Consider the following 21630-nt stretch of genomic DNA (forward strand, 5'->3'; position numbering starts at 1 on the left):
GGGTAAGCGGGTCGGCGGTGCCGGTTGCTCGGTTCGAGGGGCGGCGGCGCCGACTGCTCGGGCTCAGAGCGCCTGGGTTGAGCGGAGCCTTTCGCTGGAAGTTCCTGGCAAGGATTTCGGCGGATCGGGCCGCTCGCAGCGTAGGTGGCTGTTGTGGCTACTCAAGAGCGTGCCCGACGCTCCCGAGGCGCCGACTCACGTGCCGGCTAAGCAACCGCCCCGGCAACCGGAACCGGCACCCCGACGACTCAGGACTGGGCGGACGTGCCCATCACCTTGATCTCGTCGATCTGGGAGCTGTAGCGGTCCCCGGAGGCCAGCTCGGTGATCCACACGAGCACGTGCGAGGTCGAGCCGTCCGTTTCCGCCGGGATCTTGGTGGTGCCGTCCTTCAGCGTCCCGCTGCCGATGACCTCGGCGTCCGAGAGGCTCGGCGAGGAGTTCGAAGCGCTGCGGATCTCCACCTCGGTCCCCGAGCTCGGGGACCGCACCTCCACCTCGCTGACCTTCGAGGGGTTCTCCAGCTCCAGCATGACCCCGATGCCGTTCTTGAACCCGGTGCCCAGCTGGTCGTTGTAGTTGTCGGTCTGCCAGTGCGTGCCGGAGTCCCCGTCGTGCACCTTGTCGATCTCGTCCTTGTGGTCGCGGTCCTTCTCGGTGACGAAGACGCTCGAGTCGGACACCGCGACGGGCTTCGGCTTCGGCTGCTGCTGCGAGCCCTGCCCGGACTGCTCGCTCGTGGTGCTGCCGTTCTCGTCGGGGTTCAGCACCACCGGAGGACCGGAGGTGCCCGAGCCGGCGAACAGGCCGATCAGGTTCGCGGTGAGCCAGCCGAGCACCACGACGGTGGCCACGGCGAGCACGCTGACGCTGAGCATGAGCTTGCGCCGCTTGGCCGGGTCGGGTTTGGGCTCCTCGCGGTTCCACACCTCGTTGCTCTGCGACTCGCCGCCACCCGCGGGGGCGGAGTGCATCACGGTGTCGGCCGCCTCCTGCTGGGCGTACTGCTCCAGCACCCGCAGGACGGCGGCACCGGTGCGCACCCCTCCCGTGGTTCCGTGCGACTCGGGACTGCCGAGAGCCCGAGTGGACACCGTGGACAGTTCGAGCGGGACGGCGGGGCGCAGAGTGCGCGGGGGGACGACGTTGCCCTCGGAGTCGGTCGGGGCGGAGGAGATCCCTTCCGGCGCGCCGGGCAGAGCCCACCGTCCGGTCAGCAGCAGGTACAGCACCGCCCCGAGCCCGCGGACGTCCTCCCCGGAGCCCGCGTGGGGCATCGGCCCGGGAAACGCCATCCGGATCTCGCCGGAGGCGGTGACCCGCACCCGCTGGGGGTGGTCTATCCCCAGCACCAGCCCGGCGTGGTGGGCGGCCTCCACCGCGGCGGCCAGGGGTTGCAGCAACCGCGCCGCCCCTCCGGGCGCCAGCGGGCCGTCCGAGATCAGCTCGGTCAGGTCGCTGCCGTGCGTCCACTCCGCGATGACGATGCCGAGCACGCCGTCCGGGTCGCCCGGGGAGTTGTGGACCACGTCGAGCACTCTGGCCACGCCGACGTGGTTGAAGGTGCTCGCGTGCATGGCCCGCTCGAGGGTGCGCCGCGCGTTGGCGGCCTGCTCGGCGTCGGCCCGGTCCCCCACGATGATGGTCAGGGCCACGTCGCGGCCCAGGACACCGTCCTTGGCGCGCCAGAGCTGGGCGTTGCAGCGACTGTCCGAACCGACCTTGGCGAGCAGCCGATATCGACCGTGGTCGAGCACGGCTCCCGGTGCGAGCGGCGGCTCCTGGGAGTGCCCCGTGCTCGCGGGACTTCCCTGGTGCACGGTGTCGTCGTACTGGTTGGCGTCCTGCTTGCCTGCACCCGCCTGTCCGGTCGGTTTTCCGCTCACCTGACGTCTCCCGATTCTTCCCGTCGGCGAAGAGTCGCCGAACGCGATCCCCGCTCGTGCCAGGGGTGTTTCCGCGGCCGGAAAAAGAACGCCGCTTGCCCGCACCCCGCCGTAGAGACTCCCCGTCCGAGAGTACGTGACGCTGCCGTCACCGGCGACGCAATAGACCGGTGATTCGGCTGAACGCCGGTTGCAGTTCGGCAACGCGCAGCAGCCACATGCAGGCGAGGATGACGACCATTCCGCAGACCCCGCCGGAGGCCAGCCGCAGCCAGCCGCTCACGAGACCGTCGCTGACCAGACCGTCGACGCCGCTGCTGATCAGCCACGCGACCAGCGCGCCCGCAACCGAGGCGAGCAGGGTGCGTCCCAGGGTGTTCAGGAAGCGCCTGCTGCCGAGCGGACCCAGCCGGGAGCGCAGCCAGAGCTCGCCCACGAGCGAGCCGACCACGAAGGTGAACGAATTGGTGAAGGTCAGCCCGAGCACCACGTTCTCCGGGGCGATGAGCGCTCCGACCGCGATCGCCATGAGCACCTTGAACACGGTCATCACGACCATGATCAGCGTCGGGGTGCGCGCGTCCTTCATCGCGTAGAAGGCCCGCATCTGCATCATGGTGATCGCGAAGGGCAGCACGCCGAAGGAGGAGACGGCGAGGGCGAGGCCGAGCTGCTCGGTCGAACCGCTGCCGTCCTTGATGGAGAACAGCGCCACCGCGATCGGGACCCCCAGCGCGGTCATGATCGCGCTGATCGGCAGCAGCGCCACCGTGGACAACCTGTTGCCCAGCGACAGGTCGTCGATCATCCGCGCGTGGTCCTTGTCGGCGGCCGCGGCGCTCATGCGCGGCAGGATCGCGGTCATCACGGAGAAGCCGATCACCCCGTAGGGCAGCTGCAGCAGCATCCACACGTAGTTGTAGATGGCCCAGGAACCCGGATCGGAGGAGGTGGCGACTCGGGACAGCGCGAGCAGGCCGACCTGGCTGACGCCCACGTAGCCGAGCATCCACAGCGTCATCCCGCCGAACTCGGAGAGCCTGGAGTCCCAGCCGAGCCGCGGGACGAAGCTCAGCCCGGTCTTGCGCAGCGCGGGAAGCTGGATGAACGCCTGGGCGAACACGCCGCAGGTCACCCCGATGCCGAGCGTCAGCAGGTGCGCGTCGCTCATCCGCACCGGGTTGAGGGTCAGCTCCCCCGGAAGCGCCCGGTAGATGAGCAGCGTGGCGATGATGACCACGTTGTTCAGCACGGGAGCCCACGCCGGCGGACCGAAGACGTGCTTGGACTGCAGCAGCGCGCCGAACAGCGCGCTGGCCCCGTAGAACAGGATCTGCGGCAGCAGCAGGTAGGCCAGCCCGGTGGCCAGTTCCGGACTGGCCTTCTCCGAGTCGCCCATGTACAGCCACACCAGTCCCGGGGCGGCCAGCAGCGAGAGCAGGGTGCCCGCCAGCAGCACCACCCCGGAGGCGGCGAGCAGCTTCTGGACGTAGGCCCGGCCCCCGTCCTCGTCGCTCTTCTGCGCCCGCACGAGCACCGGGACGATCACGCTGGTGAGCACACCGCCGATGAGCAGCTCGAAGATGCTGGTCGGGAGCGTGTTGGCCACCGTGAACGAGTCGTTGACCACGCCGAAGCCGACCGTGTAGGCCAGCACCAGCTTCCAGCCGAAGCCGGTGATGCGGCTGACCAGCGTCGCCACCGCCATCGAGCCGCTGGCCTTGAGCAGGGACTTCTTGCCCTCCTGCTGCTGCTCAGTCGTCTCGGGTTCCGCGTCCTCGGCTTCGGGGTGCTCGGACGTCCCGCTGCCGTGTGGTTCGCCCACTGCGGGGATCACCTCGGTGTGCTGTTCGGAGCGCACGTTGCCCGGGGTGCGTCCGAGTGCCGGGATCGGTTGGGTCAGTTCGTCGGCGTTGCCGGAGATGCCGTCCCGCTCCGGGAACGCGGTTCCGGTCAGCGGACCGGCCACCCGCGGAATCGGCTCGGTCTGGTGAGCTTCCTCCTCACCGGGACCCCGCCGCTGGTAGCCGAGGGCTCCGGCGCGGTTCTCTCCGTTCACCAACTCATTCCTTCGCTCGGTGTGCGCACCCGTGCGTGTACAACCCGGCCATGCTAGCGGAAGCGGCCCCTTCGGCGGTTGCTCTCGCCGAGTGTCCGGATGCCGAAAGGCCGGGGTCTCACCTGAAAGCACGATGACCCCGCCGGGGTCTCCGCTCGCCTCCGGGCAGGAGGCCCTCGCAAAGGCTCTCACTGCGGTCCCCCGACCGAGTCGACGGCCGGGGCGTTCCCGCTCCGGCGCGGGCGACGCCGGAGCGGGAACGTTGCCCACCGGCGTCGCCGAGCGGGCACCCCACCGACCCGTTGGAAAACTCCGATCAGCTTCGCCGCGGATCATTGTCGGTGACCGGTTCGGCCGGACCGTCCTCGTCGGCCCCCCGCTCGGGTGGGCCGTCGTGGTCCTCCGCACGGGGAGTCTCCTCACCCGGGGACGTCTCGGGGGCGGTCGGGTTGTCCTGCGCGGGTGTGGTCTCGGTCTCCCCGCTCGCCGGGGAGCCGCCCGGTCCGCTCGGATCCGTTCCGTCCCCGCTGCCGTTCGAGTCGCTCCCGCCGCCGTTCGAGCCGTTGCCGCGGGAGCGGACCCTGCGCACGATGCGGCGGGCCGACAGCAGCACGAGCAGCGCGGCCGCGGTGATCGTGAGGATCAGGGGCACCGTCCCGTAGGCGTTCGAGTCGACCCGCAGCCTGCGCGTCTGGCCCAGCTTGGCCCCGCCCTCGGTGCGCAGGGTCACGTCCACGGTGAACTTGCCCGACCGTTCCACGGTGGTTTCCGGCAGGAAGAGCCTGCTGCCGTTGGCGGGCACCCGCAGCACTCCGAGGTCGTCGACCTGGACTCCCGGCGGGCTGTCCACGTGCAGCTTGAACCGGACGTTGACCGGCAGGTCGTTCTGCACCGTGACGAGGATCTTGCCCTGCGAGGAGGTCAGCGTTATCTGCCCGTCGAACTTGGAGGTGTGCACTCCGTCCAGCACGCCTTCGAGGGTTCTGCTGGCCACGTCGACCCAGTGGGAGGCGGCTGAGCCGTTGCCCCGCCACGCGCTGGAGGCGCCGTGGAGCAGTCCGTTGCGCAGCGGGGTGGTCACCCTGGCCGGGGCCACGTTCAGCGCGGGCTCGCGTTCGGCCGCGCTGTACAGCTGGCCGACCTTGTAGTTCTGCGCCGCGAGTTCGTCCAGCACTGTCGGCGGGATCTCCGCGCGCTCGCTGCTGGTCGGGTAGGTGGGTGCGACCCGCCGGTTCCCGCCCGCCGCTGAGCTGGACGTCCCCGCGGAGGAGTCGCCGCCGCCGCCGGCTCCGCCCTCGTCCGGCGCGGGAAGCGGTTCCGGCCGCACGTAACCGGCCTCTTGCAGGTTCCGCAGCCCGGAGAAGAACTCGCGCAGCTCCGCTCCGCCCGGGTTCCACCTGCGGGGCGGGGCGATGAGCGTGTCGCCGGCCACGGCGGCCTCGCTCGCCCGGAAGGTCAGCGCGGCCAGCCCGTCGAGCACGGCGGGCATTCCGTCCCCGACCGGGGCGAGCCCGGTCGAGCCGCCCGCCTGCTGCCCTCGCGCCGGGTTCAGCGCGTCGGCGAGCAGCGGGTCGATCTTGCGCGCGGTTGGGGCGTAGTCCGGGTTGCCGGTGTTCAGCCGCGCGGGGCGCAGCGTCCCGCTGGTGCCTGCCAGCGAGTCGGGGTGCATCAGCACGCTGCTCACTGAGGTGTCGGCCAGCTGGGAGGCGGTCGAGCGGTCGAGGGAGCCGTCGACGGGCCAGAGGACGTCGTCGCGGACGGTGACGTTCAGCTCGCGGCTCAGCAGCTCGGCGCCGTCCAGCGATCCCCGGATCAGGTCCGGCAGCCCGGCCCGGGCCAGCGCGACCAGGTCCGCGTCGCTGTACGGCAGGGAGAGCACGCAGCGCCCCTCGACGGCTTCCCGCAGCCGGTCCAGCCAGTCGGCGGCCGTTCGGGAGCCGGTGCCGGGCACGGTTCTGCCGCCCTGCTGGCGCACCTGGTAGCCCTCGGCCATGGCCTTGGCGGTGACCACCAGGTCCGGGTCGATGGCGAAGCAGACGCTCTTGCCGAGCTCGGAGCCGGCCGGGACCCGTTCGGAGACCGCGTCGACGAGCTCGGAGAGTCGACCGCCGGGGGCCAGCGATTTCGCGAGGCGGTCGTCGGTGAGGATGGTCGGCCGTCCCGGCAGCTGCTCCTGGGCCATGTGCGGGTAGTCGACCAGCGGTACCAGCGTGGTGATGCCGGTGCTCTGCGCCGGGGCCTGGGTCGATCCCCCGGGTAAGGACAGCACCGGGAGCGTGAAGTCCGTGACCCCCAGCCGCGCCCTGCGCTGCGGGGCCAGGTCGCCGTTGACGTTGAGCAGCACGGGGTACACCCCGGGGTGCTCCAGGCCCAGCGCCTGCGGGCCGTTGCCCTTCAGCTCGACGCGCAGCTCGAACGAGGTGCTCTGCCCGGGTGCGAGCCGGTCGGTCACGGGAGTGAAGCGGGTGCGGTTCGCGGTTCGCACACCACCGCGCATCGCCTCGACCAGCTCGGGACGCGTCGCGCGCGATTCGCCGCGCTCCACACGCATCTCGAGCTGGTCGATCGTCTCGTCGCTGTTGTTGTGCAGGCTCCCGGACACCTTGAGAACGTCACCGGAGTCGGAGCGCACCACGCCGGGCGTGATCGAGGACACGTCGATTCCGATCTGTCCGCCCGGCTGCGCGGCCGCTTCGGGGGCCGCGGGGGCGAGGGCCGACAGCAGCACCGCGACCACGGCGACCAGCGCGGCCCTCGTCCACGTCCGCGCGCTCGCGGGGATCCGCGGCGTGTGCGCGCCCGGCTGCGGGCTCATCCGTGCTCCGTCCAGCTACCGAACTCCACGCTGCCCGGAGTGCTTCCGAACAGTGCGATCACGTGCCGCACGAGCCTGCGCTCGTCGGCGTAGGCCAGGATCTCGTCCAGTTCACCCAGCGGCGCCCATGCCACCTCGGTGACCTCCACGTCCTCGTCGGAAAGCTCGCCGCCCGTGGCGACGAGCAGGAAGTGGTGCACGGTCTTGTGCACCTTCCTGTTGTCGGCCACGAACCAGTAGTCGATCGTGCCGATCGGGCGGACCGCCCTTCCGATGATGCCGGTCTCCTCGGCGACCTCGCGGACGGCGGTCTCCTCCGGAGTCTCTCCCGGCTCGATGTGGCCCTTGGGCAGGGACCACAGCAGGCGCCGTTGCCGGTCCAGTCTCCCGATGACGGCCGCGTACCGCTTCGAGGCGTCGACGACCAGTCCGCCCGCCGACGTCTCGTCCACGGTCCGCAACCTGCGTCGCCGGCGCGGACCCCGGCGCTTCGGGCCGGATCCGCCGGGACCACCGGGCGGAGGAGGCATGGGCCCGATGGTAATGCGCTTCGCCGGTCAATCGTCGTTGTTGACAACGCACCGTGTTTCGACGTGTCGTGCGGCTGGTTCCGCTCCGCCCCGTTCGGTGGAGAGCTCCGCTCGCGGATGATCATTTCATCGTCGCCGTGCGTGTTCGAGGGTGGTTTGTCCAGGACCGGGAGAGTGATCTCGGCCGAGGGCGGCCGTTCGCGCCGGGTTCACCGGGGCGGAACGCGGTTCGCGGTGACCGCCGTGGGCCGCCGCGGGGTGGCCGATACCCTGGTCTGCCGTGTCCCCTTCCGTGTTCGACGCCGCCGACTCCGATTACGGTCCACGAGCCTCCGCCGCGCAGTCACCGGGTGCCGGTGCGGACCCGGCGCTAACGGCGCGGCACAACGCGGTCGAGGAGCTGCTGAGGCAGGCACCGGTCGCCGAGGAGCTGGCGCGCCTCTTCGCCGATTCCGGTTTCACGCTCTACATCGTGGGCGGCAGCGTCCGCGACGCGCTGCTCGGCAGGCTCGGCGGCGACCTGGACTTCACCACCGAGGCGCGCCCCGACCGGGTGCAGGCCCTGCTGGAGGGCTGGGCCGAGACGGTCTGGGACACCGGCATCGAGTTCGGCACGGTGGGCGCCTACCGGCGGGGCGTGACGGTCGAGATCACCACGTTCCGCGCCGACACCTACGACCGCTCCAGCCGCAACCCCGAGGTGGCCTTCGGGGACTCGATCCACGGGGACCTGTTCCGCAGGGACTTCACCGTCAACGCCATGGCCGTCGAACTCACCGGGCGCGAGTTCGTCGACCCGCACGACGGGATGCGCGACGTGATCCAGCAGCGGCTGGACACCCCGGCCACCCCGGAGGAGTCCTTCGCCGACGACCCGCTGCGGATGATGCGCGCGGCCCGGTTCGCGGCGCAGCTCGGCTTCGAGCCCGCAGAGCGGGTGCTGGAGGCGATGCGCCGGATGTCCGACGAGATCAAGCGGATCACCCCGGAGCGGGTGCAGACCGAGCTGTCCAAGCTGCTGTGCGGGCGGCACCCGCGCAAGGGCGTCGAGCTGCTGGTCGACACGGGGCTGGCCGATCACGTGCTGCCCGAGCTGCCCGCGATGCGGCTGGAGATCGACGAGCACCACCAGCACAAGGACGTCTACCTGCACTCGCTCGTGGTGCTGGACCAGGCCGTCGACCTGGAGCGGGCCGCCGACCCGGAGGGCGAGCCGGACCTGGTCCTGCGGTTGGCCGCGCTGCTGCACGACATCGGCAAACCCGCCACGCGCCGCTTCGAACCGGGCGGCGGGGTCAGCTTCCACCACCACGAGGTGGTCGGGGCCAAGATGACCCGCAAGCGGCTGCGCGCCCTGCGCTACTCGAAGGACACCATCTCCGACGTGTCCAACCTCGTCTACCTGCACCTGCGGTTCCACGGATACGGCGAGGGCAACTGGACCGACTCCGCGGTGCGGCGCTACGTCAACGACGCGGGTCACCTGCTGCAGCGGCTGCACAAGCTGGTGCGGGCCGACTGCACCACCCGCAACAAGCGCAAGGCGCGCGCCCTGCAGCGCGCCTACGACGACCTGGAAGCGCGGATCCAGCGCATCGCCGAGGAGGAGGACCTCGCCAAGGTTCGCCCGGACCTGGACGGCAACGAGATCATCGAGCTGCTCGGCGTGAGCCCCGGGCCCGTGGTGGGGCGCGCGTGGCGTCACCTGAAGGACGTCCGGCTCGACCAGGGGCCGCTGGACCGGGAGGACGCCGTGGCCGAGCTGTACCGGTGGGCGCGCGCGGAGGGCGTCCTGCCGTCCGAGGACGATCCCGGCTGACTGGGTGCCGCGGCGTCGGCTGCGTCCGGCGGAACGAGACGTGAGCGGTTCTCACGGCGCGTTGAGGGCGTTCAGGGGCGGGCAGGCTCCGGCACGTTCGGCTCGATCTTCTTCGCGATCTCCACCCCTTTGGCGCACTCGTCGAGAGTGTCGGGGGGATTAGTTTCACGGACTTGGACCTGGATCAGCCCGTCTCCGGCGTTGAACATCACGTTGCAGATCCGCGCCTGCGTCGACCCCTTGGTGATGGCCCGTGCTCCGGAACGCCCGTTGACCTGGAGACGTTCGAACTCCGCCCAGACGTTCTTCTCCGCGTTGGTCGAGACCGTGTTCCGCGTGTCCTTGGACAGCGCGGCCGAAATGGGTTCACCGCTGTAGTAGCACCCTGGACTCCAAGGCAGATCCTCCGTGGGCTCGCCCGGCAGCTCGAGCCCGAAGGACTTCAGCTCGGCCTCGGAGAGCATCTCGCAGGGATCGAGGTTTTCCAGCGAGTTGCTCCCGGAGGCTTGGGGCGTGGAGGAGTCGTCCGAGGTGTCGCCGGACCCGCTCGGTGAGCACCCCAGCGCTCCGAGCAGGGCCATCCCCGAGACGGCCGCGAGCAGCGCACGCTTGCCCCCGACCGGGGGCGAACCAGCACGACGCATCGCTACGCAGGCTCCGGCATGTCCGGCTCGACCTTCTTTGCGATCTCCAACCCCTTGGCGCACTCGTCGACCTCGTCCGGAAGACGATCCTCGCTGGCTTGGACCTGGATCAGCCCGTCTCCGGCATTGAACATCACGTTGCAGATCCGCGCCTGCGTCGCGCCCTTGGTGATGGTCCGGGCTCCAGAACGGCCGTTGACCTGGATGCGTTCGAACTCCGCCCAGACGTCCTTCTCCGCATTGGAGGAGACCGTGTTCCGCGTGTCCTTGGACAGCGCGGCCGAAATGGGTTCACCGCTGTAGTAGCACCCTGGACTCCAAGGCAGATCCTCCGTGGGCTCGCCCGGCAGCTCGAGCCCGAAGGACTTCAGCTCGGCCTCGGAGAGCATCTCGCAGGGATCGAGGTTTTCCAGCGAGTTGCTCCCGGAGGCTTGGGGCGTGGAGGAGTCGTCCGAGGTGTCGCCGGACCCGCTCGGTGAACATCCCAGCGCTCCGAGCAGGGCCACGCCCGAGACGGCCGCGAGCAGCGCACGCTTGCCCCCGACCGGGGGCGAACCAGCACGGCGCATCGCTACGCAGGCTCCGGCATGTCCGGTTCGACCTTCTTCGCGATCTCCAACGCCTTGGCACACTCATCGACGCTCTCGGGGAGACGGGACTCGGTAGCTTGGACCTGGATCAGCCCGTCTCCGGCGTCGAACATCACGTTGCAGATCCGCGCCTGCGTCGAACCCTTGGTGATGGCCCGCGCTCCGGAACGGCCGTTGACCTGGATGCGCTCGAACTCCGCCCAGGTGGACTTCTCCGCATTGGAGGAAACCGTGTTCCGCGTGTCCTTGGACAACTTGGCGGCAACAGGATCACCACTGTAGTGACATCCGGGGCGCCACGGCAGATCCTCATCGAGCTCGCCCGGCAACTCGAGTCCGAAGGACTTCAGCTCGTCCTCGGAGAGCAGCTTGCACGGGTCGAGACTCTCCAGCGAGTTGTCCCCGGAGGCTTGGGTCTCGGAAGGACTGTCCGAGGTGTCCCCGGACCCGCTCGGTGAGCACCCGAGTGCCCCGAGCAGGGCCACGCCTGAGACGGCCGCGAGTACCGCACGCTGCCAGCTGCTCACTGCGCACTCCTCCGCACGTCCTGGGCCACCTGATCATCGGTGGCCTGGTACTTCTGCTTGGCCTGCCGGAACAGATCGGCCTTGCGACGCAGCTCGTCGCGCAGCTGTCCCAGCAGGTCGGCCGCGCCGTTGGTGCCGTTGCGGGCCTTCTGCCCGAACTTGGCCGCCAGCTGCCGCCCCGAGGGGTAGTCCCCCAACCCCGGCACCTGCTGCAAACCGTCAGCCTTCGTAATCAGCTTTTCGACCTCATCGGCCTCGCGTTCGTAGACCTTGGCCGCCTCGTCGGCGGCGCTGGGCTCCATGCTCAGCCCGCCACCGTCGATCTGCTGCTGGATCCAGGAGTTCTCGGCCTGGATGCTGCCCAGCGCGGCGCTCGCCCCCGCGAAACCGGCTTCCTCCGCGTTCGGATCGGTCATCACCGCCCCCTTCGAACTCGCCAGCCCGCTCGCCACGACCAACAACACCACCGAGCGGCCACGATCACCCTAATCGACGAACGAAACGCAGTGGTCGGTGATCGAAACGCCACCGAGGTGACCGTCATCTCACCCGATCGGACTGAAGGAGTCGGTGGCTCGGTCGTGGGAAAGCTCGGCGGCTCGGTCGTCGAGGTCCGCGGGTGCCGACTGCGCGGTCCAGTTGCGGCGATCCCCAAACTGGCTTCGGAGTGAGATCATGCCGGACGTGGGAACCGACGCGGACGTGAAACCGGGAACGCTGCTCGTGGCGGCGCCGACCCTGTACGACGACAACTTCCGCCGGGCGGTGGTGTTCGTCATCCACCACCACGAGGAGGGCACTCTCGGCGTGGTGCTCAACCGACCGAGTGAGATACCGGTGCACGACGTGCTGCCCAAGTGGGCCGAGCACTCCAGCGAGCCGCAGTCCCTGTTCGTGGGCGGACCGGTGGACCAGCGCACCGCGATCTGCCTGGCCGCGCTGCGCACCGGGGTGGAGACCGGTGAGCTGGAGGGAGTCGTCGGGGTCAACGGGCCGGTCGGGCTGGTCGACCTCGAGCAGGACCCGGAGGAGCTGGCCGGGCTGGCCAGGGGGATGCGCTTCTTCGCAGGCTACGCGGGCTGGGGCAAGCAGCAGCTCGAGGGCGAGATCGATCGCGGGGACTGGCACGTGATCCCGGCGCTGCCGGAGGACGTGATCGCCGACCCCTCGGTGAACCTGTGGGGGCGGGTGCTGCGCAGGCAGGGGCCGCCGCTGGCCTTTTTGGCCACGCACCCCGGCGATGTCCAACTCAACTGAGTTTTTTTGGGTGTGGTCGGTCCCGTGCTTGGGCGGTCGCTTGGCGGAACCTCAGTCGGCGCCCGGCTGCGGGATCCTCGACATCGGGTAGCGACCTACACAACGTCGAGGCTGTCCTCGCCGGGCACTCGACTGAGAACCCGCGGCGGTGCCGACTGCGTAGGCTCACAGCGCTCTCGTTGGCGTGGGCCTGTTGGTCGGGAGTTCCAGTTCGGGCTATCGGTGGATCGGGATGCTCGGCGGTGCCGACTGCTCAGGCTCACAGCGCTCGCGTTGGTGTGGACTCCTTGAGTGGGAGTTCCTGTTCGGGTTTTGCGGCGGCTCGGTTGGCTCGCGGCGGTGCCGACTGCGCAGGCTCACAGCGTTTGCGTTGGAGTGGATTCCTTCTGCTGGAAGTTCCTGGCAGAAGTTCGTCGGCCCGGCCGGTTCGCGGCGGTGCCGGTCACTCGGGAGACGGGGAGGAGGACTCCTGCTGGCCGAGCAGCGCGGCCGCGCAGCCGCCGCCCGCCGAGCAGAGCCCGGCCGCGGCGCAGCCGCCTCCGGCCGAACCGGCCCCGGCGGGTTGGCCGCTTCCCGAGGAGGCCGCGCAGACGGAGCAGCCGGATTCGACCGGAGCCGCCGCCGCGGCGCGCGCCCCGAGCATTCCCCCGGTGAGGATCAGCGCCACCGCGCCGACGGCACCGATTCCCACGACCAGCCAGCTCGTCGCCGCTGTTCCCAGCGCGGCCGCGCAGCCACCGGCGATCACGGCCACCGCTCCCCCGGCGAGGATCGGCGGCGCGGCCACCCGGTTGGCGAGCCGGAAGGTCTGCTCGTCGCGCAGCGCGTCCGGGGTGCGCACCCCGGCGTAGCGGTTGCGCGGCAGCGTGCCGCGCAGCCCGCGCACCCCGAGGGTCAGGGCGGCCGCGCCGAGCAGGATCACGGCGACACACACGATGATCAGCAATGCAAGCGCCACCCCGACAGCCTACGACCTCCCCGCGCGGCTGCCGGGCACACCGCCGCGTGGCGTGCCCGGGAGCACACCGGGCGGCGGGGAGAGACGTTCCCGGCTCCTACTGCTCCCAACGCTGCGTCGTGGGACTCCACTGGTTCACGGCGTCGCCGCGCAGTATCGGAGTGAGGAATGCGTCGGCGAGGGCGACGGCGTCTTCGAACGAGTGCAGTTCGTGGAATCCATCCGTCGTGCTGACCTGTCTGGCGTAACCCTCGGCCCAGCTGCGGTGATCGGGAATATCGAACCCCATCGGCAGAGTGATCTCGGTGCGCTGCGCGGTGCGACGCTGCACTTCTTTTCTCAGGGCCTGGTTCAGAAGACGTCCGTCAACGACGTCGTGACTGATCGCGTAGACAAGATCGACAAGATCTTTGACACGACTCGACGGAATGCCGTTATGGAGTTCGTACATGGCGCAGATCTTGTCCGCGAGGTGATCTTCCAGCGCTACCAGCTGCAACTGCACGTCACTACCCGGTAGTTCGTTGATGAGCGGTTCGAGGTGACGCTGTTGGGGTTGACCGACCGGATCCATATCGGTCACGAGGTCGACGGTGATGTGGTTCTGCTTCTTTGTCCCGAGAAACGGCTTGAACGTCACCGATCGACACGGGCGTCCCGCGACAGCGTCCGGTCCGCCCCCGGGCGGAGCTCCACTGGTGCTGATGTGAGCAAAGCGCACTGCATCTCCGAGAGTGATTGCAGCGGCTGCGAGTAGTGTCTGGACAGCTTCTTCCAGGTCGGCCTCGGGGGTGCGGTGCAACAAGTCCAGGTCGCGAGAGTAGCGAGCACCGGGGTAGCGCACGAGCATCGCCAAACCGCCCTTGAGTAGCCACCCGTCGGGGTTGTGGGTGAATACCCGAGCCATGAGCCGTTCCAGGAAGAACTGTCGCCACAGCTCACCGCTTTGGACCTTCCGGTGGCCTATGCTTCCTGGGGCGATCCTGCGTAGCTCGTTCTGGAGCTGGATCGGGGTGACGAGGTTATCCACGTACTACCTCTGCTTTGATCAGGGGCGGGAATCGTCCAGGGAGGCTGCTAAAGCTGATCGCTGGTTCGCCGTGGGGTACTTCGAATGCTGGTGAGCAGGTTTTCGTTTCGGTAACGCGGAGAGCATGTCACCGCGTTGAGCGCCCTGCGTACCGGTGCCATACGTGCTTCGGTGAGATCTGGTAACGACGACTCCCCTCCGGGGGCCGAGTCGGGCAGGGGTGCCGTGTGGCACACGTTCCTTCGGGCTTCCTCGTAGACTTCGGGGAAGGACCGCAGGATCTCGGCCAGGACGCGTTCGCTCGGCGAGTCGGCGCTGACGTGATTGAGCAGGTGGTCCAGCAGGGCACGACCATCACCGGCCGCGAGCCCGTAGCGGCGACTGTAGCCATCGATGCGGGGGGCCAGTCGATTCAGATCCAGCCTGCCGTCGCGGGCGGCGTCGTGGACGATCGGCCCCACGTGACTGGCGTCGACATGCTCCTCGAGCAGGTCGACGACGGTACGTTCGATCGTCGTGACCGGAAGTCCGTCGACCAGTGTCACGTCGGACTCCGCGACGGCTCGCTTCCGCAGGCGCAGCGAGGGATCTCGCGGGTTGCGGCGGCGGGGCACGATCATCTCGACGTCCTCGGCGACCAGTTCGCCGAGATCGTGCAGCGTAGCGGCGCTGCGGTGCGAGACCACTCCACCGTCGGTATCGGGGGTCAGCCGTTCCCAGGCCGGAACGCTCGGGTTGAGCGCGAGCCAGGCGGCCTTGATGTCGGTGTGTTCGGCCTCCTCGGCCGCGGCGATGGCGTACACCCCGCGGCGCGGGCGCACGAGCAGACCTTGTTCGACCAGCCGAGTCAGCGTGACCGTGTCGATTCCCGCCCGGCGGGCCTGGGCCGAGGTCACCATTCCCCACTGTCCCGCTGAGTAATCACCGAGCGCCTTGAGAGCCATCGCCGTCTTCACAGCCCCAGGTTACACAGCGGGATACAGCAATCACTACACCTGGACGTAGTATTTGCTGTCGGAACATGTGGTTTTCGCTCCCCGCGCGGCTGCCGGGCACACCGCCGCGCGGCGTGCCCGGGAGCACACCGGGCGGTCGCGCGTGCGCCCCTGCGGGCGGGTGCCCCGGCCCGTCGCGGCCAGTCCCGGCCCGCGTACGTGCTTTACCCACCGGTTATCCTGTTCGCGTGGCCATCGCCCGACTTCTTGTCGTGCCGCGCTGAGACGACGTGACCCTCGGCGCGGCGACCCCTCATGCCCGGCTCGGGATGAGGGGTTTTTAGTTTTCCAGGGGCGGCACACCGATGGGTCGTCCGGAGCGCCGGCCGGTGAGCCCGGGCGACGAACTAGGGAAGGAAACGCACACGATGAGTGGCGCGGAACGGAACTCGCAGGGCACGGACGGTGCGGGCGACGAGACGCCCCCCTTCCGGTACACCGCGCGGATCGCGGGGGAGATCGAGCGGAACTGGCAGCGGCGCTGGGAGGAGCTCGGCAGCTATCACGCCGCGAACCCGGTGGGTCCGTTGAGCGGCGAGGACGCGGCCGCGGAGAAGCTGTTCGTCCAGGACATGTTCCCCTACCCCTCGGGGTCCGGCCTGCACGTCGGTCACCCGCTCGGGTTCATCGGCACCGACGTCTACGCGCGCTACCACCGGATGCGGGGGCGCAACGTGCTGCACACGATGGGCTTCGACGCCTTCGGGCTGCCCGCCGAGCAGTACGCGATGCAGACCGGCACGCATCCGCGCACCACGACCGAGAACAACATCGAGCGCTACCTGACGCAGATCCGCAGGCTCGGTCTCGGCCACGACGAGCGGCGCAGGGTCGCCACCACCGACATCGAGTTCTACAAGTGGACCCAGTGGATCTTCCTGCAGATCTTCCACGCCTGGTACGACACCGAGGCCGACCAGGGGCGCGGCCGGGCCCGCCCGATCAGCGAGCTGGAGGCCGAGTTCGCCGCGGGTAAGCGGTCCACACCGGACGGCACTCCGTGGGAGGAGCTGGACCGCGAGCAGCAGCGCCGCATCATCGACTCGTACCGGCTGGCCTACCTCTCGGAGGCGCCGGTGAACTGGTGTCCCGGTCTGGGGACGGTGGTCGCCAACGAGGAGGTCACCGCCGAGGGGCTCAGTGAGCGCGGCGACTTCCCGGTGTTCCGCCGCAACCTCAAGCAGTGGATGATGCGGATCACCGCCTACGCCGACCGGCTCGTCGACGACCTGGACCGGCTGGACTGGCCGGACAAGGTCAAGACCATGCAGCGCAACTGGATCGGCCGTTCGCAGGGCGCCGAGGTGCACTTCGGGCTGGAGAATCGCTCCGAGCGGATCGAGGTGTTCACCACCAGGCCGGACACCCTGTTCGGCGCCACGTACATGGTGCTGGCCCCGGAGCACCCGCTGGCTGACGAGATCCTGGCCGCCCCGGAGGAGTTCGGTTCTTGGCCGGAGGGCACCGACCAGCGCTGGACCGGCGGCTACTCGGGCCCGGCCGAGGCCGTGGCCGAGTACCGGCGCGCCGCCGAGATGAAGTCCGAGCTGGACCGCCAGGAGAACAAGGACAAGACCGGCGTGTTCACCGGGATGCACGCGGTCAACCCGGTCAACGGCGAGCGCGTTCCCGTGTTCGTGGCCGACTACGTGCTGCTGAGCTACGGAACCGGCGCGATCATGGCCGTGCCTGGGCAGGACCAGCGCGACTGGGAGTTCGCCGAGAAGTTCGGGCTGCCGATCGTGCGCACGGTGCAGCCGCCCGAGGACTTCGAGGGCGGGGCCTACACCGGTGACGGACCGGCGATCAACTCCTCGTCCGAGGTGACCGGGCTGAGCCTGGACGGGCTGGACGTGGACGAGGCCAAGAAGAAGATCGTCTCCTGGCTGGAGGAGCACGGTCACGGCAAGGGCAGCGTGCAGTACAAGCTGCGCGACTGGCTGTTCGCGCGGCAGCGCTACTGGGGCGAGCCGTTCCCGGTCGTCTACGACGAGGAGGGCTTCCCGCTGGGGATCCCCGCCGACCAGCTGCCGGTGGAGCTGCCCGAGGTGGCCGAGTACTCCCCGCGCACCTACGACCCGAACGACGCCGACAGCAGGCCGGAGCCGCCGCTGTCCAAGGCCGAGCAGTGGGCCGAGGTGGAGTTGGATCTCGGCGACGGGCTCAAGCACTACCAGCGCGACACCAACGTGATGCCGCAGTGGGCCGGGTCTTGCTGGTACCAGCTGCGCTACATCGACCCGGACAACCACGAGCGGTTCGTGGACCCGGAGAACGAGCGGTACTGGATGGGGCCGCGCCCCGACCGGCACGGTGCGGACGACCCGGGCGGGCTGGACCTCTACGTCGGCGGTGTGGAGCACGCGGTGCTGCACCTGCTGTACGCGCGGTTCTGGCAGAAGGTGCTCTACGACCTGGGGCACGTCTCGGCCGAGGAGCCGTACCGCAGGCTGTACAACCAGGGCTACATCCAGGCCTACGCGTTCACCGACTCGCGCGGGGTCTACGTCCCCGCCGAGGAGGTTGTCGAGCAGGACGGCAAGTACTTCTACAACGGCGAGGAGGTCAACCGCGAGTACGGGAAGATGGGCAAGAGCCTCAAGAACTCGGTCTCGCCGGAGGAGATGGCCGATTCCTACGGCGTGGACACGCTGCGGCTCTACGAGATGTCCATGGGTCCGCTGGACTCCTCCCGCCCGTGGGCGACCAAGGACGTGATCGGCTCGCACCGCTTCCTGCAGCGGCTGTGGCGCAACGTCGTCGACGAGCAGACCGGGCAGCCGCGGGTCACGGACGAGGAGCCCGACGAGGAGCTGCTGCGCGCGCTGCACAAGACCATCGACAGCGTGCGCTCCGACTACGACAGCCTGCAGTTCAACACGGCCGTGGCCAAGTTGATCGAGCTGAACAACCGGGTCACCAAGGAGTACTCGGGTGCGGCCGGGCCGCCGCGCTCGGTGATGGAGCCGATGGTGCTGCTGGTGGCCCCGCTGACCCCGCACCTGGCCGAGGAGCTGTGGTCGAAGCTCGGTCACGAGGAGAGCCTGGTGCACGGGCCGTTCCCGGTGGCCGATGAGAACTACCTCGTCGAGGAGACGCTGGAGTACCCGATCCAGTTCAATGGCAAGGTGCGGTCCAGGATGACGGTGCCCGCCTCGGCCGAGCAGGAGGAGCTTCGCGCCACGGCGCTGGCCGATTCCAGGATCCAGGAGCTGCTGGACGGTTCCGAGCCGCGCAAGGTGGTCGTGGTTCCCGGTCGGTTGGTCAACGTGGTCGGCTGATCGCTTTTTCCGTCGTGGCGGGCTCGCCGCCACGGCGCCCTCGCCGGGGCTTCGGTCCCCCGCACGGGAACCGGAGCCCCGGTGTGCTCGTCGGTGATGAGCGGGCACGGGCGATCGTGCCGAGCACTGAGGGTGGTCACGGCTTCGCGACCGGTGTATGCTTGAGGTATGCAAACGAGTATGCGGATCGACTCCGCCAATCGGGACGCGCTCGCACGTATCGCCGAGCGCGACTACGGCGGTGCGAGTCTGGACGAGACCGTGGCTCGGCTGGCCTTCGAACACGAGTCCTTCGCCGCGCTGGCAAGGCTGTCCGACGAGGAACTGCGGGAGTACCAGGACGAACAACACGACCTGGCCGAGGCCGATGTGGCTGTGTCCGAATGAGCGAAAAGCAGCCGCGCCCCTGGCAGGTGTGGTGGACCGATTTCGATCCTCAGGTCGGACACGAGCAGGCGGGACTCCGTCCCGCCGTGATCGTCTCCACCTCGTTCGAATGCGCGTTGCCCAACGGGCTGATCATCGTGGTGCCCTGCACCACCACGGATCGAGAACTGCCGTACCAACCACAGCTGAGTAGCCTCAATCGGACCACGTTCGCCATGTGCGACCACGTGAAGTCCATCAGCCAACAACGACTGCGGCGACCTCATCGTGCGCGGTTGACTCCCGACGAGATCAACAAGATCAAATTCGTGCTCCGCGGAATCATCGACATCAACTAGTAGAGCGGCTCCGTGGGTAGCCCCGCACCTGGCCGAGGAGCTGTGGTCGAAGCTCGGTCACGAGGCGAGCTTGGTGCACGGGCCGTTCCCGGCGGCTCGCTCGGGGCGGTCACAGCCCCCACGCCGCGGCCGACTGGGTGATCAGCCCGTTCCGGTAGCTCTCCCAGCTGTGGGCGCGGCTCGATCGTGCGTTGCACGGCTCGTGCGAGGTCGTAACCTCGGCCTCGCACGGTCATCCCAGCGTGCCGCCGCAGGTCGGGGAACTACTCGAACCGCCGAACGAAGTCTCGCAGCCGGTGGGTGATCCGTTCCGCGATGGCTGCGCGGTTGTCCGGTTGGTCCTCGTAGTCGGTGCGGAAGGTGCGCATAGCGTCGAGCAGCTCACGTTCCTCGGCCGGTTCGTAGTAGCCCAAGCTCGTGATGAGGAGGCAGGAGCGATATGGGGAGAGAACACCGTCCAGACAGGTCCCGGCAGCGTTGAAGCAGGCCATGGGAAAGTAGACGTCGGGGGTGTCGCGGCCCATCAGTGCTCTCGGAGGTATCCGCAGCAGAACCGGTTCGGCGATTTCGTCGTCACGTCCTGCTTTGCGCTGCGGGTCAGCGGCGATTTCGGCGAAGGCGTCGCAGTTTCCCAGCTGTTCGATGCAGTCCAGGCTCGCCCGTTCCAGCGTGCTGTGCGTGCGTCGCTGACCGGGATCGTCCAACAGCGCACGCACTTCTCGATAGGATTTCACCAGGGTGGTGCCGGGGGTGTCGGAGTACCCCAACGCGGCGCACCCGTGGATGAACTGGGTCAGGCCACGGCGCAATGCCAGATGTGGATTGGCTCGGTCCTGTTGCTCGGCGTGCTCACGCAGCTGCTGAATCCGCTGCCGTACTCCCTTCGGGCGCACTCGAGACAGGGTAGGTCGTTAGCCGCTGCTTGTCTTCGAGGTGTCCTTCTGGGCCGAAGCAGGTTGCCAGAAGGCACACTCGCACCAGTCGTTATCCGGTGCGGTGCGGATCGCGGCTATGTCTCCGGTCGCGTCATTGACGACTTCTGAGCGCCCTCGGGGCTCCCGCTGCGGGCCGGTGGGAGCGCGTGCGGCCCCGGTTCCGCCGTTTCGGCGGGGCCGGGGCCGTTCTCGTGCGCGACGGGCGGGCTCGGTTCCCGGCGGCTCGCTCGGGGCGGTCACAGCAGCAGGAGGCCGTCCCGGACGCGACGCATGATTTCCAGGGCTGGGTCCGGAGGCGGTGGCGCGGGTCTGGACGCGTGGGGTGCCGCGTTCCAGGCGCTGTCGCGCCCGTCGGGGTGGGGTTCGCGCCACACGGTGCGGGCGGCGGGCACCAGCGGTTGCGGCGGTGCCGCGGGGAATTCCCGGTCGATCCACTGTGGCCTGACCTGTTCCGGGGCGGGTTCGTCCGGGTCGGTTTCGGGCCAGCGCACCGGTGCGTGCGGGGTCTCCGGTGGTTCCGGCCGTGCGGGCGGCTCCGATCGCGCTGGTGCCGCGGGCGGGGGCTGCGGTGCGGCGCGGGCGGGCACCTGCGGGGTGAGCTCGCCGGTTCCGGCGGCACCAGCAGGGGCGAGGCGGGCGTGCAGCTGCCACACGCTCAGCGCTCCCGGCCCGGAGTCGGCGTGTCGGACGTGCGGGCGGGGGTGCGAGCCCGTTCGGGGACGCGGTGCCGCGGGGTGCTCGGGCCAGGCCAGCAGCGCGATCGCCAGCAGGGTCAGCAGCATGGGCACGAGGAGTTGGTGCTGCATCACGTTCCTCCTTCCGCGTTGGTCGGCGGCCGGGTTGTCGCGGTGTTCCCGGCGGTTTCTCCGACGGCTTCTTCGGCGGTGATCTCTTCGGCGGGGGCGGTTTCGTGGGCGGTGGCGTACTGGCGCAGCACCGCGGCCAGCTCGATCAGCTCGTCGGCCAGCTCCCGGCAGTGCGCGGGGGTGTAGCGCCCGTTCCCCAGGGCGAAGGCGGCCTCGGAGCAGTGCCACCGGCACTGCCGCAGCAGCGCGGCAGTCCGTTCGTTCGGAGCGTTCAGCACTGCTCACCGTCCGCGGAGTCCGTGCGCGGCGGTGCGCCGACCAGTTCGCGGGCCCTGTCGTCGCAGTCGGGGCAGGTGGGCCACAGCCAGGCGATCTCCCCCGCGGCCGAGGTGACCTCCCGGCCGCACAGCGCCGTGACCGTCAGGTCCGGCGGGAACTCCACCCCCGGTGGCGGGACCGGGTCCTCGCTCACGTGCCGCGCGTGGTCGCCCGGCACCCAGGTGAACGGATGGGACATGATTACCTCCTGTGCACGATAGGTAGGGCAGCCACCATGCTGGTACCGTTGGTGACATAAATTTGGCACCTGGCACCAAAGTCGACAATTCCTCGATCAGGTGAAGCTCGGGTGTGCAGCGTGCTCACCTAGTAGGGCTTTGTTAACTCGTTGGTGGTGGGTGTGATGATGGAGGTGTGACACCGGAGGAGATGCAGGTTGTGGCTCCGCGGATCGAGGAGTTCGCGGGGCAGATGCTGGCGGGGTTGCCGCGGCG

Annotated in this window: 20 protein-coding genes; 5 read left to right on the top strand and 15 right to left on the bottom strand. The window is 69.3% G+C overall.

Annotated elements, in window-relative coordinates; all coding sequences use genetic code 11:
* Positions 1-248: 248 nt before the first annotated feature.
* The 4 genes from G9Q41_RS18065 to G9Q41_RS18080 all read right to left on the bottom strand — a co-directional run bounded on the left by G9Q41_RS18065 (position 249) and on the right by G9Q41_RS18080 (position 7290).
* Entirely contained in the window at positions 249-1886 is a 1638-nt protein-coding gene (locus G9Q41_RS18065) for a protein kinase family protein (RefSeq protein WP_165633050.1), read from the bottom strand.
* A gap of 148 nt (positions 1887-2034) precedes the next feature.
* A complete protein-coding gene (murJ, locus tag G9Q41_RS18070) occupies positions 2035-3945 on the bottom strand; it encodes a murein biosynthesis integral membrane protein MurJ (protein WP_347567560.1) in 1911 nt (636 codons plus the stop codon).
* Between the two features lie 316 nt (positions 3946-4261).
* Complete coding sequence (locus tag G9Q41_RS18075; protein WP_165633052.1) at positions 4262-6760, bottom strand: DUF6049 family protein; 2499 nt, start codon at positions 6758-6760, stop codon at positions 4262-4264.
* On the bottom strand, positions 6757-7290 hold the full coding sequence (locus tag G9Q41_RS18080) for an NUDIX hydrolase (protein WP_165633053.1): 534 nt from the start codon (positions 7288-7290) through the stop codon (positions 6757-6759). Before G9Q41_RS18080 ends, G9Q41_RS18075 begins: the two co-directional genes overlap by 4 nt.
* Before the next feature lie 280 nt (positions 7291-7570).
* Between G9Q41_RS18080 and G9Q41_RS18085 the strand changes: the two genes are divergently transcribed.
* Entirely contained in the window at positions 7571-9109 is a 1539-nt protein-coding gene (locus G9Q41_RS18085) for a CCA tRNA nucleotidyltransferase (RefSeq protein ID WP_165633054.1), read from the top strand.
* A gap of 71 nt (positions 9110-9180) precedes the next feature.
* On the opposite strand, the gene G9Q41_RS18090 is transcribed toward G9Q41_RS18085, so the two are convergent.
* From G9Q41_RS18090 to G9Q41_RS18105, 4 genes are read right to left on the bottom strand one after another with little or no spacing between them, the layout of a single operon-like run.
* On the bottom strand, positions 9181-9753 hold the full coding sequence (locus G9Q41_RS18090) for a DUF3558 domain-containing protein (protein WP_242687616.1): 573 nt from the start codon (positions 9751-9753) through the stop codon (positions 9181-9183).
* Positions 9754-9755: 2 nt separating this feature from the next.
* Positions 9756-10322: a DUF3558 domain-containing protein gene (locus G9Q41_RS18095; RefSeq protein ID WP_165633055.1), complete on the bottom strand. Its 567-nt coding sequence runs from the start codon at positions 10320-10322 to the stop codon at positions 9756-9758.
* Between the two features lie 2 nt (positions 10323-10324).
* Positions 10325-10870, bottom strand: coding sequence for a DUF3558 domain-containing protein (locus tag G9Q41_RS18100; protein ID WP_347567561.1), 546 nt, complete (start codon positions 10868-10870; stop codon positions 10325-10327).
* Positions 10867-11286: a hypothetical protein gene (locus G9Q41_RS18105; protein WP_165633056.1), complete on the bottom strand. Its 420-nt coding sequence runs from the start codon at positions 11284-11286 to the stop codon at positions 10867-10869. The genes G9Q41_RS18100 and G9Q41_RS18105 overlap by 4 nt, the downstream gene beginning before the upstream one ends.
* A gap of 259 nt (positions 11287-11545) precedes the next feature.
* Here G9Q41_RS18105 and G9Q41_RS18110 point away from each other — a divergent pair, with 259 nt between their 5' ends.
* Positions 11546-12127, top strand: coding sequence for a YqgE/AlgH family protein (locus G9Q41_RS18110; RefSeq protein WP_165633057.1), 582 nt, complete (start codon positions 11546-11548; stop codon positions 12125-12127).
* A gap of 442 nt (positions 12128-12569) precedes the next feature.
* On the opposite strand, the gene G9Q41_RS18115 is transcribed toward G9Q41_RS18110, so the two are convergent.
* The 3 genes from G9Q41_RS18115 to G9Q41_RS18125 all read right to left on the bottom strand — a co-directional run bounded on the left by G9Q41_RS18115 (position 12570) and on the right by G9Q41_RS18125 (position 15071).
* On the bottom strand, positions 12570-13085 hold the full coding sequence (locus G9Q41_RS18115) for an SdpI family protein (protein WP_347567562.1): 516 nt from the start codon (positions 13083-13085) through the stop codon (positions 12570-12572).
* 97 nt (positions 13086-13182) lie between these two features.
* Positions 13183-14115, bottom strand: a complete 933-nt coding sequence (locus tag G9Q41_RS18120) for a nucleotidyl transferase AbiEii/AbiGii toxin family protein (RefSeq protein WP_165633058.1) — start codon at positions 14113-14115, stop codon at positions 13183-13185.
* A gap of 47 nt (positions 14116-14162) precedes the next feature.
* A complete protein-coding gene (locus G9Q41_RS18125) occupies positions 14163-15071 on the bottom strand; it encodes a type IV toxin-antitoxin system AbiEi family antitoxin domain-containing protein (protein WP_165633059.1) in 909 nt (302 codons plus the stop codon).
* 407 nt (positions 15072-15478) lie between these two features.
* On the opposite strand from G9Q41_RS18125, the gene leuS reads away from it, so the two are divergent.
* The 3 genes from leuS to G9Q41_RS18140 all read left to right on the top strand — a co-directional run bounded on the left by leuS (position 15479) and on the right by G9Q41_RS18140 (position 19116).
* Positions 15479-18391 (top strand): leucine--tRNA ligase, encoded by a 2913-nt coding sequence (gene leuS, locus G9Q41_RS18130; protein ID WP_165633060.1) that lies wholly within the window; start codon positions 15479-15481, stop codon positions 18389-18391.
* A gap of 168 nt (positions 18392-18559) precedes the next feature.
* Entirely contained in the window at positions 18560-18778 is a 219-nt protein-coding gene (locus G9Q41_RS18135) for a hypothetical protein (RefSeq protein WP_165633061.1), read from the top strand.
* A complete protein-coding gene (locus G9Q41_RS18140) occupies positions 18775-19116 on the top strand; it encodes a type II toxin-antitoxin system PemK/MazF family toxin (RefSeq protein ID WP_165633062.1) in 342 nt (113 codons plus the stop codon). The genes G9Q41_RS18135 and G9Q41_RS18140 overlap by 4 nt, the downstream gene beginning before the upstream one ends.
* 263 nt (positions 19117-19379) lie before the next feature.
* On the opposite strand, the gene G9Q41_RS18145 is transcribed toward G9Q41_RS18140, so the two are convergent.
* The 4 genes from G9Q41_RS18145 to G9Q41_RS18160 form a co-directional block, all read right to left on the bottom strand.
* Positions 19380-20009: a hypothetical protein gene (locus tag G9Q41_RS18145; RefSeq protein ID WP_165633063.1), complete on the bottom strand. Its 630-nt coding sequence runs from the start codon at positions 20007-20009 to the stop codon at positions 19380-19382.
* A gap of 278 nt (positions 20010-20287) precedes the next feature.
* Positions 20288-20857 (bottom strand): hypothetical protein, encoded by a 570-nt coding sequence (locus G9Q41_RS18150; protein WP_165633064.1) that lies wholly within the window; start codon positions 20855-20857, stop codon positions 20288-20290.
* Positions 20857-21135 (bottom strand): hypothetical protein, encoded by a 279-nt coding sequence (locus tag G9Q41_RS18155; protein ID WP_165633065.1) that lies wholly within the window; start codon positions 21133-21135, stop codon positions 20857-20859. The genes G9Q41_RS18150 and G9Q41_RS18155 overlap by 1 nt, the downstream gene beginning before the upstream one ends.
* The gene (locus G9Q41_RS18160; RefSeq protein WP_165633066.1) at positions 21129-21374 is read right to left on the bottom strand and encodes a zinc finger protein; all 246 of its coding nucleotides are present in this window, start codon (positions 21372-21374) and stop codon (positions 21129-21131) included. The genes G9Q41_RS18155 and G9Q41_RS18160 overlap by 7 nt, the downstream gene beginning before the upstream one ends.
* Between the last annotated feature and the right edge of the window lie 256 nt (positions 21375-21630).

Origin of the sequence: Actinopolyspora sp. BKK2, from assembly GCF_011291845.1 — a bacterium.
In the GTDB taxonomy this organism is placed as follows: Bacteria; Actinomycetota; Actinomycetes; order Mycobacteriales; family Pseudonocardiaceae; genus Actinopolyspora; species Actinopolyspora saharensis.